This is a genomic window from Mucilaginibacter sp. (genome assembly GCF_028288205.1).
In the GTDB taxonomy this organism is placed as follows: domain Bacteria; phylum Bacteroidota; class Bacteroidia; order Sphingobacteriales; family Sphingobacteriaceae; genus Mucilaginibacter.
Map to the genome: position 1 here is coordinate 1 of NZ_JAQBOD010000055.1, position 13,692 is coordinate 13,692.

General features: G+C 39.7%; 14 protein-coding genes and 1 tRNA gene. 2 read left to right on the forward strand and 13 right to left on the reverse strand.

The genetic code is table 11. From position 1 onward, the window contains the following. From JWR23_RS17770 to thrS, 3 genes are all read right to left on the reverse strand, one after another. The coding region (locus JWR23_RS17770) for a 50S ribosomal protein L35 (RefSeq protein WP_367277554.1) at window positions 1–54 on the reverse strand (54 nt) is incomplete at its 3' end. Between the two features lie 92 nt (window positions 55–146). After that, a complete protein-coding gene (gene infC, locus JWR23_RS12350; RefSeq protein ID WP_299516412.1) occupies window positions 147–713 on the reverse strand; it encodes a translation initiation factor IF-3 in 567 nt (188 codons plus the stop codon). Window position 714: 1 nt separating this feature from the next. Next, complete coding sequence (gene thrS / locus JWR23_RS12355; RefSeq protein WP_299516413.1) at window positions 715–2,640, reverse strand: threonine--tRNA ligase; 1,926 nt, start codon at window positions 2,638–2,640, stop codon at window positions 715–717. A 133-nt stretch (window positions 2,641–2,773) separates the two neighbouring features. Between thrS and JWR23_RS12360 the strand changes: the two genes are divergently transcribed. Further along, complete coding sequence (locus JWR23_RS12360) at window positions 2,774–3,295, forward strand: O-acetyl-ADP-ribose deacetylase (protein ID WP_299516414.1); 522 nt, start codon at window positions 2,774–2,776, stop codon at window positions 3,293–3,295. On the opposite strand, the gene JWR23_RS12365 is transcribed toward JWR23_RS12360, so the two are convergent. From JWR23_RS12365 to JWR23_RS12375, 3 genes are all read right to left on the reverse strand, one after another. Beyond that, window positions 3,287–3,514, reverse strand: coding sequence for a hypothetical protein (locus JWR23_RS12365; RefSeq protein WP_299516415.1), 228 nt, complete (start codon window positions 3,512–3,514; stop codon window positions 3,287–3,289). The two genes, JWR23_RS12360 and JWR23_RS12365, sit on opposite strands and share 9 nt — an antisense overlap. A 49-nt stretch (window positions 3,515–3,563) precedes the next feature. After that, window positions 3,564–4,145, reverse strand: a complete 582-nt coding sequence (locus tag JWR23_RS12370) for a DUF4468 domain-containing protein (RefSeq protein ID WP_299516416.1) — start codon at window positions 4,143–4,145, stop codon at window positions 3,564–3,566. 98 nt (window positions 4,146–4,243) lie between these two features. Next, window positions 4,244–4,972: a (Fe-S)-binding protein gene (locus JWR23_RS12375; RefSeq protein ID WP_299516417.1), complete on the reverse strand. Its 729-nt coding sequence runs from the start codon at window positions 4,970–4,972 to the stop codon at window positions 4,244–4,246. Between the two features lie 148 nt (window positions 4,973–5,120). Here JWR23_RS12375 and JWR23_RS12380 point away from each other — a divergent pair, with 148 nt between their 5' ends. Next, window positions 5,121–6,041: a c-type cytochrome gene (locus JWR23_RS12380; RefSeq protein ID WP_299516418.1), complete on the forward strand. Its 921-nt coding sequence runs from the start codon at window positions 5,121–5,123 to the stop codon at window positions 6,039–6,041. Window positions 6,042–6,263: 222 nt separating this feature from the next. Here JWR23_RS12380 and JWR23_RS12385 read toward each other — a convergent pair whose 3' ends face one another. From JWR23_RS12385 to JWR23_RS12415, 7 genes are all read right to left on the reverse strand, one after another. After that, window positions 6,264–7,604 carry an MFS transporter gene (locus tag JWR23_RS12385; protein ID WP_299516419.1) on the reverse strand — a complete coding sequence of 447 codons (1,341 nt, stop codon included), beginning with the start codon at window positions 7,602–7,604 and terminating at the stop codon, window positions 6,264–6,266. A gap of 382 nt (window positions 7,605–7,986) precedes the next feature. Then, window positions 7,987–8,871, reverse strand: coding sequence for a TIM barrel protein (locus tag JWR23_RS12390; RefSeq protein WP_299516420.1), 885 nt, complete (start codon window positions 8,869–8,871; stop codon window positions 7,987–7,989). Between the two features lie 123 nt (window positions 8,872–8,994). Beyond that, the gene (locus tag JWR23_RS12395) at window positions 8,995–10,839 is read right to left on the reverse strand and encodes a CocE/NonD family hydrolase (protein ID WP_299516422.1); all 1,845 of its coding nucleotides are present in this window, start codon (window positions 10,837–10,839) and stop codon (window positions 8,995–8,997) included. 172 nt (window positions 10,840–11,011) lie between these two features. Further along, window positions 11,012–11,407 (reverse strand): cupin domain-containing protein, encoded by a 396-nt coding sequence (locus tag JWR23_RS12400; protein ID WP_299516424.1) that lies wholly within the window; start codon window positions 11,405–11,407, stop codon window positions 11,012–11,014. A gap of 182 nt (window positions 11,408–11,589) precedes the next feature. Continuing rightward, window positions 11,590–11,671 (reverse strand) — tRNA-Leu (locus tag JWR23_RS12405). A 131-nt stretch (window positions 11,672–11,802) separates the two neighbouring features. After that, entirely contained in the window at window positions 11,803–12,588 is a 786-nt protein-coding gene (locus JWR23_RS12410) for a helical backbone metal receptor (protein WP_299516426.1), read from the reverse strand. Window positions 12,589–12,594: 6 nt separating this feature from the next. After that, window positions 12,595–13,524, reverse strand: coding sequence for an SIS domain-containing protein (locus JWR23_RS12415; protein WP_299516428.1), 930 nt, complete (start codon window positions 13,522–13,524; stop codon window positions 12,595–12,597). Between the last annotated feature and the right edge of the window lie 168 nt (window positions 13,525–13,692).

Here is a 13,692-nt window from a genome sequence, read left to right on the forward strand (position 1 = left end):
TCCAGTAAGCTTAAAACGCTTTTTTGCACTGGAATTGGTTTTCATTTTTGGCATATCCGTTATTTATTTGTGTTAGTTATTCACGTTATCTCAACGCTTTATCTTCATTTGCACAGCTGTATATTCACACATCGGCACATTAATTTTTATTTCTTAGCTCCTTTTGAAGCTACGGTTAAAAACATCCGTTTTCCTTCAAGTTTTGGTAATTGCTCAACTTTACCTACATCTTCTAAAGCTTGTGCAAAACGCAACAGCAATATTTCTCCCTGCTCTTTGTAAACAATTGCACGGCCCTTAAAGTGAACGTAAGCCCTTACCTTTTCGCCTGCTTCTAAAAACTTAGTGGCATGCTTTAGTTTGAAGTCAAAGTCATGATCGTCAGTATTCGGTCCGAAGCGTATTTCTTTTATAACTGTTTGCTTGGCGTTACTTTTTATTTCTTTCAGCTTTTTCTTCTGCTCGTAAATAAACTTATTATAGTCGGTTACTTTACAAACAGGAGGTACAGCGTTAGGAGATATCTCAACCAGGTCCAGATCTTGTTCTACAGCTATCGCTAAAGCGTCTTTTAATGAATAAATACCTTGTTCTACATTATCGCCTGTTAAACGAACTTCTGCAGCCCTGATAAATTGATTGATGTTATGTTCAGCTTCTTTTTTCTTAAAAGGAAGCCTGGGTCCTCTGTTGAAAGGTTTGTTTAATGCCAAGTTATACGGTTATTTCTTTAATTATTTGTTTTTTAAATTCTTCTATACTCATGCTTCCCAAATCGCCCTGACCATGTTTGCGTACCGAAACTACTTGTTCTGCAGCTTCTTTTTCACCCACAATCAGCATATACGGGATTTTTTTGACCTCAGCATCGCGTATTTTACGCCCTATCTTTTCATCTCTGAAGTCAATTAGCCCGCAAATATCGGAATCTTTTAACTCATCTGAAAGTTTTTTTGCATATTCTTCATATTTTTCGGATATAGGCAAGATAATAAACTGCTCGGGAGATAACCACAGCGGAAAATTACCCGCGCAATGCTCAATTAATACCGCCACAAAACGCTCTAACGACCCAAATGGCGCACGGTGTATCATTACCGGGCGATGTTTTTGATTATCGCTTCCCGTATATTCCAGTTCAAAGCGTTCAGGCAGATTATAATCAACCTGTATAGTGCCTAATTGCCACTTCCTGCCTAAAGCATCTTTTACCATAAAATCAAGCTTGGGGCCATAGAATGCCGCTTCGCCTAATTCGACCACAGTTTTTAAGCCTTTCTCATCAGCTGCTTCAATAATAGAAGATTCTGCAAGCGCCCAATTTTCATCTGTACCGATGTATTTGGCTTTATTTTCAGGATCGCGTAAAGATATCTGTGCCGTATAATCATCAAAGCCCAAAGCTTTAAACACATATAGTACCAGGTCAATAACCTTTTTAAATTCTTCTTTTACCTGATCGGGACGGCAAAATAAGTGCGCGTCATCTTGTGTAAAGCCACGTACACGCGTTAAGCCATGCAACTCGCCGCTTTGCTCATAGCGGTAAACGGTACCAAACTCAGCCAAACGTACCGGAAGATCCTTGTATGAGCGTGGCTTGGTTTTATAAATTTCGCAATGGTGCGGACAGTTCATCGGTTTTAAAAAGAACTCCTCTCCTTCCTGCGGTGTTTTTATAGGTTGAAAAGCATCGGCACCATATTTTTCATAATGGCCCGATGTTACATATAAATTTTTATGACCAATATGCGGTGTTATCACCTGCTCATAGCCTGCTTTAACCTGTGCTTTTTGTAAAAAGTTAACTAAACGTTCGCGCAAGGCTGTGCCTTTTGGTAACCATAACGGTAAACCCATGCCTACTTTTTCTGAAAAAGCAAACAATTCAAGCTCTTTACCCAGTTTACGGTGATCGCGTTTTTTGGCTTCTTCCAGTAAATGCAGGTAATCTGTAAGCTCACTTGCTTTAGGGAAAGTTACGCCATATATACGTGTAAGCTGTTTCCTGCTTTCATCGCCGCGCCAGTAGGCACCGGCAACACTCATCAGCTTAACAGCTTTTATAAATCCTGTATTAGGAATATGCGGGCCACGGCAAAGATCTGTAAAGTTACCCTGCGAGTAAAAAGTGATAGAACCATCGGGCAGATCTTTTAACAGATCTAACTTATATTCATCATCCTTTTCGGTGAAATATGCCAATGCATCGGCTTTAGAAACAGGTTTACGAACAAACTCTTCTTTTGTTTTTGCCAGCTCAATTATTTTATCTTCAATTTTCTTGAATTCGTCTGATGAAAATTCACGGTCGCCAAAATCAACATCATAGTAAAAGCCGGTTTCGATAGCCGGGCCAATACCAAATTTTGTACCCGGATAAAGCGCTTCTAAAGCCTCGGCCATTAAGTGGGCCGATGAATGCCAAAACGTTGATTTGCCTTGAGTATCGTTCCAGGTTAGCAATTTTACTTTCGCATCCTGTTCTATTGGGCGACTTGAGTCCCAAACCTGGCCGTCAACTTCCGCGGCTAATACGTTACGGGCTAAACCTTCGGAGATAGACATGGCTATCTGCATGGAATTGATCCCTTTGTCATACTGACGAACGGACCCATCGGGGAGTGTAATATTAATCATCTACAACTATGATTTAAAGTTTATAAAATTACGTTTCTCGGTCACCTACGTGTGTAACCATATTTTGAGTTGCGAATTTAAAGGATTTTATTGGTTATCTAAAACTCACTTATTAAACAGTTGTTAATCCGTTATGAACGAACGTATTGAATTATTACAGGGCGATATCACAAAAATAAAAGCAGATGCTATTGTTAACGCTGCAAATACTTCTTTATTAGGAGGTGGCGGGGTTGATGGAGCCATACACCGGGCGGGAGGCAAGGCTATATTGGATGAATGTTATAAAATTCGTGAGCGCCAGGGAGGCTGTAAAACCGGCGAAGCTGTGATAACTACAGGCGGAAACCTGCCTGCCAAATATGTAATACATACGGTTGGGCCTGTCTGGAGCAAAAGCGGAAGTGCCCGGTCTAACCTATTGCTGACTAATGCTTACCGTAACAGCCTGGAATTGGCCGTGCAAAACCATGTTAAAACTATTGCATTTCCAAATATAAGTACCGGGGTATATCATTTCCCGAAACCCGATGCTGCTGAAATTGCTATACATACAGTTAGTGATTTCCTCACTAATCACCCACAAATTGAAAAAGTGATATTTGTTTGTTATGATGATGAGAATTATAAACTGTATGAGAACTTATTATCTTAACTTAAATTCATAATGCTCTCTCACATGCTGGTTAATATAAGTGGTAAGCCCCTCTCCTTTTTTAGCAAGGATCTTCATCTCGGCTATAGCATCCGCGCCCGCGCTTTTGTTAGTATATAAGTACACAGACCCATCCCTGAATTGGATGGTGATGCTATCTTTGCCTGTTTCGTAAGCGATGACTCCGGTATCCTGATTGGCTGTTTTATAAGGCTTCATAAAACAATACAACAAAAGGACTGCCAAAGAACCTAATAGCAAACCTTAGTTAAAAATTATCATTATCGTTCATGATTTGATTGATTGACCCCATTACATTATCAACTAAAACATTTAAACTTTGCAGCGCCCTTTTTGATTGATTTTTGTTAAGTGGATTATTGTAATTTGCAGCAACAACAGTGGTTTTAATCCCCAGTAAATCGTTCATTAGGTGCTCTGCGTTTGTATAGGTTTTAACCTTGTTTATGTCCTCTGTTTCAATAACAATATTGAATATGCGCGTACGGTATCTGCCGTCTTTACAATCTATCTGGATAGTCATATCAACATCGTAACCGCCATTAATTCCCAGCATGCCTTTAAATGTCAATAATTCAACACCCTTGCCAACCACCCGGCCAACTACATCGTCTTGAATTTGGATACTGTTAAGGGTTTTGTAATGTTTAACAAACCATAGCTGAGCATTACTAAAAAGCAGCGGGCCTGGCTTATTGGGTGCATTAAAAACTTTTTGATACGCAACCTCACCGTTAATAAAAGGTGTGTTTAAGCCCACGGTGTCTGTTTGTTGGGCAAGTGTGATTTTGGTGATCAGTATAAATACCAATACAATTAGGTTTTTCATGTGTGATGATTTAGGTAAAAATTATCAATGTAATTATTTTTTGGACAACCGGCCACAGATGAAGTTTAAAGGAAACGAAAATAAATATGCTAAGCCGTTTATACATTCCCCCACCCATGCGCCAATACATCGGCCAAATGGATGGTTTTTATAGGAAGGTTATTTTTGTCGATATAGCTTTGCAGGTGCAATAAACATGATGCATCTGTAGAGATGATATATTCCGCATCTACCGAAAGCGCGTTCTCTACTTTTTGCTGCGCCATGGCGCTTGATATAGCGTCAAACTTAACCGCAAATGTACCGCCAAAACCGCAGCAGGTATCGCTTTGTGGTAGGTCAACCAGTTCAAGTCCTAATACTTTTGATAGTAGTCGGCGCGGTTCTTCTTTTATCTTACACTCGCGTAAAGCGGCGCAGCTATCGTGATAAACGGCACGGCCCTCCAACTCGGCACCGAAATAGTCAAATTGCAGTATGTTTACCAGGAAATCAGAAAGCTCATAGATATTGCCCTGTATGGTACGGCATTTATTATGCACTACCGTATTGGTGAACAAGTCATTATAATAATTTTTCACCATACCCGTACATGATGCAGATGGAGTTACAATTACGCTATCCTCAGAAAATCCATCTAAAAATTTACGACCAACAACCTTAGCCTCATCCCAAAACCCCGCGTTAAAAGCCGGTTGTCCGCAGCAGGTTTGCTGGGGATTATACTCAACTGTGCAGCCTGCTTTTTCCAGTAGCTTAACAGTATTAAAAGCAGTATCCGGAAATAGCTGATCTATAAAACAAGGTATAAATAGTTCGGTCTTCATTGGGCGCTAATTTGAGAAAAAGTTTTTGTTAGTCCTAAAACCTAAGTCGTTTACTTTAAAGTAATATGATTTAATTATTTCTAAAACATTGTATTGGCAATTCTGTCTTTTAATAAGATATCTCCAACAAAGGGGTACTCCTGTAATTATGAAAAAGCATAGATTAATTGCCGTAATATGTTTAATAATTACAGCCATTACGGTATACAGCTGTAAAACCCACTTCGCTACCGGGCAAGAAAATTATAAAGCTACAGCATCACCCTTGGCTTTTGAAAGAGGAAAGGCGATGGTGTTTAGCTCCTGCGCCGGTTGCCATTATAATCGTTCGGTTAATAAGTTTATCGGCAATCCTATTCATGATGTTCCAGGAATTGTTGGCAAGGTATATTCGGCAAATCTCACCAATTCAAAAAACCATGGTATCACTTCGCATTATACAGACCAGCAGCTAAAGTATTTGCTTAAAACCGGTATAGCCAAAGATGGGCGTTTTATACCTTACATGCTCCGCCCCAATATGGCTGATGATGATATTAACGCTATTATAGTTTATTTGCATTCAAATGATCCGGCGGTTACCGCGGGCGATACAACTATTGGTGTTACTCATTATAATATTATGGGGAAACTATATATGGGCATAACCGCAAAACCATTGCCCTATAAAACCGGTATAAAATTACCTGCTGATAATATTGCTATGGGGCGCTACCTGGTTGATAATATTGGCTGTTTTCATTGCCACTCTAAAAAGCTTACTTCATTAAATTACCTCGACCCGGAACAAACCAAAGGTTACCTGGCAGGCGGGGCAAAATTTAAAAATGAACAAGGCGATAATATATACGCTTCTAATATAACCCCGGATAAAGAAACCGGAATAGGAAAATATACTAAAGCAGATTTTCGAAAAGCTTTAAAGGACGGCGAATCTCCCAAAAGGAAACTTCATCCACCGATGCCAAAATATAAAAGCCTAAATGACCGTGAAATAGATGCTATTTATAGCTATTTACAAACAATTGCGCCGGTATACCATAAAATAAAAGGCTTAAAAATTATATAACCGCTGCATATAGGGTTGTAGATACTTTTTAATCCTATAAATAGATTTATAACATAGCTAAGGGTTGCACCTACGGAGCAATTTCTTTTCTGCTTATTTAAGCTACAAACAGGTAGCTCCTATGGAGCACATTAGCTAATGGTATAACTAACGTGTGCATTATCTTTGTGTGCCGAGTAAGATTTGACAACTTTTTAAAAGTTGTCAAATCTCGCTGGTCTATTAAACTATTGCCATTTCCGACTGTGGTGCCATCGGTGCTTTTTTAGCTTTTTTCTCGGCAAATAGCAGCGATATCATCAGCATAAGCCCTACAACAAAAAAGCAATCTAATGCTAAAGCAGCGTCACGCATTTCATGCGTCCATGCTTCAACGGAAGCGAAGCAGAGCAAACCAACAACTATTGATGATTTTTCGGTAACATCATAAAAGCTAAAAAACGAAGCCGTATCAGGTATGTTTGGCGGCAGGTATTTTGAATAAGTGGAACGCGATATGGATTGCACCCCTCCCATTACAGCACCTACTATTGTGGCTGCAACAAAAAACTGCGGCGTATTGGCTATAAAGTATACTGACAGGCAAAGTACCGTCCAGATGGATACCAAACCAACCAACGTTTTTATATTACCATATTTAGCAGATAGTATGGATGTGAGCCATGCCCCTATTACCCCTACCACCTGTATAATTAATATAATAGTAATTAATGTATCCTGCGGCATATTTAACTCTTTTGCTGCAAACTGGGCAGCTACCAGCATAATGGTTTGCACACCAACCGAATAAAAGAAAAAAGAAGAAAGAAAACGCCTTAACAAAGGCATGGTACGTACCTTTTTAAAAACCTTGCTCAACTCTTTAAAACCGCCTGTAAATACATTGTAATTATGTTTGCCCGCGTTGGGTTGCCCCTTTGGTAATAACCTGAAGGGTATAATGGAAAAGCCTATCCACCATACAAATACCATTACGAAGGAAATACGCGACGGCAGGTCGTCACTGGTAATACCAAATGTTTTAGGCGATAATACCACTACAAAACATAATATCTGCATCACCAAACTACCCACATAACCATATATAAACCCTTTGGCGCTCACTTTGTCCAACTGATCTTCGGTTGCTATTTGCGGAAGATAAGAATTGTAAAAAACAAAGCCGCCGCAATAACCTATACATGCCAGTCCAAAACATATCATGGGAATTTCGAGACTGCTATCGGGCTTAAAAAAGAATAAGCCTGCACATGACAGCGCTCCTAACCAGGTAAAAAACTGAAGGTATGCTCTTTTGTTACCTTTATAATCGGCAATGGAAGTTAGAATAGGCAATATGGCTACCACCACCAAATACGATAGGCCCAAAACGAAATTAGACAATACGGTATTAACAAATTTATGCCCGAAGAAAGTAACCACATCGCCGGTTTTTTTATTGGCGGTTACGGCTACATAATACGCCGGGAAAATGGTGCTGGTTATCACCATGTTATAGGATTGATTTGCCCAATCGAACATGCACCATGCCCAAATGGTTTTCTTGTTATTTTTTGCTTCCATGTAGTTGCTAAAAGTATATAATTTTTAGCAGTAACAAAACATTTTTAAAAACAACAAAAGTGTAAATTCAATCAAGTATTAACAACCAAAAGTGTAAACTTTTTTCAGGACGGGTCACGCAAAAAAAGTGTTTCACATCAGGTGTTTCACCCTATTTTTGCAAAAATTGATAAAACAGCATAAAATCCTTATTATAAACAATTTACAATACTTTACCTAAAGCTTTTGTACTGTTTCAAAGTGTTTCACTCATTTTGTCAAATTGCTATATATCAATTGGTTAACCTAAAAGAGTGTTTCATGTGTTTCATTATTTTGTGAAACAGCACACCAGTAAAAAAGGAGCATAAAATGCTCCTTTTCATGTCGGTAAATTTAACGGCTATACCAGGTTCTTTTTAATATAGTCAAAGCTCTGCTTAATACTTACAAACGGATCACCGGGAGTCCTATCCTGTTCAACAAAGAAATATTTCATGCCGGCTTTATCCGCATGTGTGAATATTTTCTTGAAATCAATTATGCCGTTTCCAACTTCGGTAAAGTTGGCTTTAGGTGTGTTGTCCATATCCTTAACATGAAATAACGGGAACCTGCCCGGATTTTCATTAATTAGCGCGATAGGGTCCTGCTTAGCTTTAGTAACCCAATACAGATCCATTTCCATTTTAACCGCGTCCTTGTCTGTATTTTTCAACAAGGTCTCATAAGGATATTTACCGTCCTGTTGTATAAATTCAAAGTCGTGATTATGATAGCAGAATTGTATGCCTGCTTTTTTACACTTCTCGCCGGCAGTATTAAAATCATCAGCCAGTTTTTTGTAGTGGTCTAAACTGCCTCTTTCCGGATTTGAAAGGTAGGCGCAAACCATATATTTCAAGCCAACTTCGTGCGCATCTTCAACAGCTTTATCCCAGTCATGCAGCATGGTACCGGGGGTATCTTTTCCATTTGTTTGTTCTTCGCCCAGGCGATAATGGCTGCTTAACATTACCAGGCCATTTTGTTTAAGCACCTTACTGAAAGATTTAGTATCCATACCATAAAATTTTTCATCGCCGGTATAGGTTGCGCCTTCAACAGAGTTGTAACCTACCTGCGCTACTTTTGCAAGCGCGGCGGCAGGATCAGCCTGCATGGCATCCCTAACTGTGTATAGTTGCAGGCCTATGTATTTTTTATCATAAGCAAATAAGCGTGGTGCTGCCAAAAGCCCGGCAGAAAGCATAGCCGAGGTTTTAACGAATGAACGTCTTGATATCATAATATTTAAATTTGGTTTAACTGGTTAGCGTAAAAGCTACACTAAGGTATAATAAAACAAACGAATGTGTATATGAGTATAACCGATTTATTTTTCATCTACTTTGAGTTATGCTTTACCTCATCATTTTATTACCGGTAATATTATTTTAGAGCTATTATGATAAACCTTGATAGTTTCTTTTACAAAATCAGCATCCTTAGCTTTGTTAATATCAACAAACTGCTGCGGGTTCCTGTCAGTAAGTGGGAACCATGAGCTTTGTATCTGTATCATTAATTTATGCCCTTTTTTAAAAGTATGGGCAACATCCGGCAAAGTGAATTTTACCTGTGTTGGTTTGCCGGGCACAAATGGCTCGGGTGCCGAAAAGCTGTTGCGAAACTTGCCGCGCATAACTTCTGCCCGTACCAGCATTTGGTAACCGCCCATTGGGTATTTGGTAACAGGGTCAACCGGCGTATTTTCCGGGAACACATCTATCAGCTTTACTACAAAATCCGCGTCAGTACTTGATAAGCTAACCATGAGGTCGGCAACTACCGGGCCGGCTAAAGTTATATCATCTGTTAATAGGCCAGTATCATAAACCAGCACGTCCGTGCGGCGTGCCGCGAAGCGCTGGTCATCATCCATATATTCACGTGTACGTCTTAAGTGCACTTTTTCAGCATAAGGAACAGGTTTGGCCGGATCACTAATATAGCTGTCGAACGTAGGTGTTGGGGTCTTTGAGGCCTCAAATGATAACTTTCCATTTTCTTTCAGGTAGATGGGTGTTGGTTTAATATCAGCCAGGGGCCATTGCGAAAAACTGCGCCATTTATCCTCGCCCGAAAAAAAGATGGTTGCTTTGCTTAAATTATCGGTCCCTTTACCTTTAAGGTAGTAATTAAAAAACGGCACCTCCATATCCTGGTAATAGGTTGCGGTATTGCTGCCAAACTGCACATTGCCTAAATGCGTACCATCGTTACTGGCCCATTGCCCATGATACCAGGGGCCAATTATCAATTTACTATTGGTTTGTGGGCTTTGTTTTACTAATGCTTTATAAGTGTTCCAGGCGCCATAACCATCTTCAGCATCAAATAGCCCGCCTACTATCAGCATAGCTGGCTTTACATTTTTCATGCCCGTCCTGGCATCGCGTGCCTTCCACCATGCATCAAGGTTAGGATGGTTCATCATATCGCTCCAAAATTTCATGGTGTCGCCGCTTAGTTTAGTAAAATTGGGCAGGGCGCCCATTTTTAAATAATAATTATAGTTATCCTGATCGGCGATACGGAACCCTCTTGCACCCTTTGTTGAAGGTACCCTGCTTGGCGCGCTAAAGCTGCCCGCCACATGAAAATCAAAGGCATCCATCAACATTAAAACACCGTTATGATGGTCGTCATCACCAAAAAAACGATCAGTTACCGGTGCCTGCGGACTAACCGCTTTTAAAGCCGGATGTCCACTCAAAGCAACCATAGTAGCATAAAACCCCGGGAACGAAATACCTATGGCACCAACATTGCCGTTATTATTATCTATATTCTTTATTAGCCAGTCGATAGTATCATAACTGTCGCTTGCTTCGTCAATATCCTTGCTGGTCTTTTTATTAGGGTTAAAGGGCCTTACCACTTCAAATATACCTTCGCTCATATATTTTCCCCGGATATCCTGGTTAACCAGAACATAACCCTCCCTGCAATATTTCATCATATAACTTCGCCAGTAAGCTTTATACACCTTGCCATAAGGCGCAATAGAATAGGGCGTGCGGGTAATTAATATAGGGTGTTTTTCTGATTGATCTTTAGGCTGGTAAATGGATGTGAAAAGCTTTACACCATCGCGCATGGGTATAGAAATCTCCTTTTTGATGTAGTTATTTACAAACCAGGTAGAATCAGGGTTTTGAGCGGCTCCGATTAAAGGGAAAAACGTAATGATAAGGAAGGCTAATTTTTTCATTGTGAATATGAATACGTTAAACGTAAATATATAAAATTTCAGTTAGCCCCAGAAACAAAAAACCCAATCGGAATTGACCGGGTTAATGTAGTATGGAACATATGAATGCGTTATAATGCCTCAAAGATATTTATTGATAATCAAGTCAATAAACGAATCAGAAATTAGTTACTCAATTACCGTACTGTTCGTCGGTCACTTGTTCCATCCAATCAACCGGGGAACCGTTTAACTTTTCCTGGATGGCAATATGGCTCATTGCAGTGGTAGCAGTAGCCCCGTGCCAGTGTTTTTCGCTGGGAAACAAATACACAACATCTCCCTGATGGATATCTTCTCTTGCTTCCCCCTCGCGTTGTACCCAACCAGAGCCAGCTGTAACAATTAAGGTCTGTCCAAATGGGTGAGTATGCCATGCAGTACGGGCACCAGGCTCAAAAGTGACCAGCGCCATTGAGACCCGGGCTGGCTCTGGTGGATTAATAAGCGGGTCTATTCGTACTGAGCCGGTAAAATATTCTGCGGGGCCTTGACTTGAAGGTTGTGAACCGCTGCGTTTAATTTCCATAATTTTTCTCTTTTATATATTAAAACCTGAATTACTCACTGAAGTTTCGTTTAAACTATTTCATTGAGCAAAAATAGCCGGTTAACCGGGCGACGGTTAATGATAATGACCTGAATTTAAATTGAAAATGTCTGTGTCCCTTTACTAAAAAACCCGCCATATTTGAACATATGGCGGGTTTGTGCGGAAGAAGGGACTCGAACCCCCACGCCGTGAAGCGCCAGATCCTAAGTCTGGTGCGGCTACCAATTACGCCACTTCCGCAGTTAGGATTTTTAAGAGTGGCAAAGATAGATTAAATTGACAGAATATGAAAAGTAAATTATCTTTTTGTTGATTAGGTGAATGGTAGATTGAGTGAGTAGTTGAAAATAAACCAATTAGCTTACCATCACTCATCCAATTATTCTGTCAATAAGCTGTTTGAAATAATCCGGCGCATGCAATAACCTGTTTCCATACCAGGAAAACAGCTCACCATCAACCAATATTATCTGTGAATTGGGTAACATTGATTTAAACTCATCTATATGTTTTTGGGTAAACGGATAAGGTTCTGACGATAGTAATACTACATCCGGCGTTGTATCGATAAGCATTTCAGACGTTACTTCGGGATAACGGCCCTCATCGAAAGCATTTATTAAACCGCATTTTTGCAGCAGGTCATCAATAAACGTATACTTACCTGCAACCATATAAGGCTTGCGCCATATTAAATAAGCCACCCGTAAATTTTCGGACCGAATTACTAACTGACTAAATAGTCTACTGATTTTTGCTTTTAATAGTTGTGCTTCTTTTTGGTAATTTACCATCTCTCCTACTTTCGTTATCATATCCAAAGCTTCATCCAAATTACTAATGTCACTTATCCAAACCGGGCAAACGGTCATCAGTTCTTCTATCTGCGATTGCTCGTTTTCTTCTTTATTGGCGATAATAAGATCGGGTTTTAGCTCCTTTATCAGTTGGGTGTTTAACTGCTTGGTGCCGCCAACTTTGATGGTAGTTTTAAATTTATCCTCGGGATGAATACAGAATTTGGTTATACCAACAACCTCTTTATCTAATCCTAAATAAAAAAGCAATTCGGTTTGTGAGGGTACTACAGAAATTATTCTTTTTGGAACTGAAGGTAAGTTTACCCCGCGGTTTAGCTGATCGTAAAATACAGCCATGATGTGTTACTGATTATATATTTGATAAACACCGGCCAATTTCCTGTTTTTACCTACCAGTACATTGGTTATTTTCTTTTCCATCATCAATATTTCCACCTGGCCAATAAACTCATCACCGTCAATAATTATTGGATTAGCGGTCATCATATCCGTAACAGACAGCTTAGCTATATCCTGGTTTTTTAATAGGGCCCTGCGCAGGTCGCCGTCGGTAATAATACCTTCTATATGATCTTTATTGCCTACAATTACCATCCCTAACTTACCTTCAGACATGCTTAGCAGTACATCGGTAAAAGAAGCGTCTTTTTGTATAAATGGTAAATTATCAACCCGCATCAAATCTTTTATTCTTGTCAATAGTTTACGCCCCAGGCTGCCACCCGGATGAAAGCGTGCAAAATCTTCTTCCTGAAAATTACGCGATTCCATCAACGCTATAGCCAAAGCATCGCCCATAACTAATGCTGCCGTAGTTGATGAAGTTGGCGCCAAAGCCAGCGGGCAAGCCTCGCGGGTAATTTTTATGTTTAAGTGATGATTGCTGTTTTTAGCTATAGTTGAGTTTGGATTGCCAGTAATGCTGATTATCAGGTTTTTGTTCCACTTTAAAAACGGAATAACCTTAAGCACCTCATCCGTCTCGCCCGAATAAGATATGAGTATAGCGGTATCCTGCGCGCCAACAATACCCAAATCACCATGAAACGCGTCACCGGGATGCAAAAAGAAACTTGGCGTACCTGTACTTGATAAAGTAGCCGCTATTTTTTTACCAATAAGGCCCGATTTGCCCACACCAATAACTATGACTTTGCCTGTATTATTTAATACAGCCTGTACAACGGCGGTAAATGTATCGTCAATTAAACCTGCAACGTGCTGCAATGATTCTATTTCAACATCAAAAACTCTTTTGGCAATCTCTTTCATTAGTTATGTTATACGTTTTACATAATACGTTATTGTGTTCGGATAGGATTTAAGGCGCTGTTTGTTTCACCGTATAAATCTTGTTTCATTTTGTTTCACCATGACTCGTCCTGAAAAGGTTGACAGTTATTTTATAAAGGTAAAAACATTTATTGTTTGTTTGTCGTG

Bases quoted from the DNA above. Each gene is read 5' to 3' on its own strand.
- JWR23_RS12400 (WP_299516424.1), bottom strand. From the start codon at position 11,407: ATGGAAATTAAACGCAGCGGTTCACAACCTTCAAGTCAAGGCCCCGCA.
- JWR23_RS12365 (WP_299516415.1), bottom strand. From the start codon at position 3,514: ATGAAGCCTTATAAAACAGCCAATCAGGATACCGGAGTCATCGCTTAC.
- JWR23_RS12380 (WP_299516418.1), top strand. From the start codon at position 5,121: ATGAAAAAGCATAGATTAATTGCCGTAATATGTTTAATAATTACAGCC.
- thrS (WP_299516413.1), bottom strand. From the start codon at position 2,640: ATGATTAATATTACACTCCCCGATGGGTCCGTTCGTCAGTATGACAAA.
- JWR23_RS12410 (WP_299516426.1), bottom strand. From the start codon at position 12,588: ATGGCTGTATTTTACGATCAGCTAAACCGCGGGGTAAACTTACCTTCA.
- JWR23_RS12390 (WP_299516420.1), bottom strand. From the start codon at position 8,871: ATGATATCAAGACGTTCATTCGTTAAAACCTCGGCTATGCTTTCTGCC.
- JWR23_RS12415 (WP_299516428.1), bottom strand. From the start codon at position 13,524: ATGAAAGAGATTGCCAAAAGAGTTTTTGATGTTGAAATAGAATCATTG.
- JWR23_RS12375 (WP_299516417.1), bottom strand. From the start codon at position 4,972: ATGAAGACCGAACTATTTATACCTTGTTTTATAGATCAGCTATTTCCG.
- JWR23_RS12385 (WP_299516419.1), bottom strand. From the start codon at position 7,604: ATGGAAGCAAAAAATAACAAGAAAACCATTTGGGCATGGTGCATGTTC.
- JWR23_RS12370 (WP_299516416.1), bottom strand. From the start codon at position 4,145: ATGAAAAACCTAATTGTATTGGTATTTATACTGATCACCAAAATCACA.
- JWR23_RS12395 (WP_299516422.1), bottom strand. From the start codon at position 10,839: ATGAAAAAATTAGCCTTCCTTATCATTACGTTTTTCCCTTTAATCGGA.
- JWR23_RS12360 (WP_299516414.1), top strand. From the start codon at position 2,774: ATGAACGAACGTATTGAATTATTACAGGGCGATATCACAAAAATAAAA.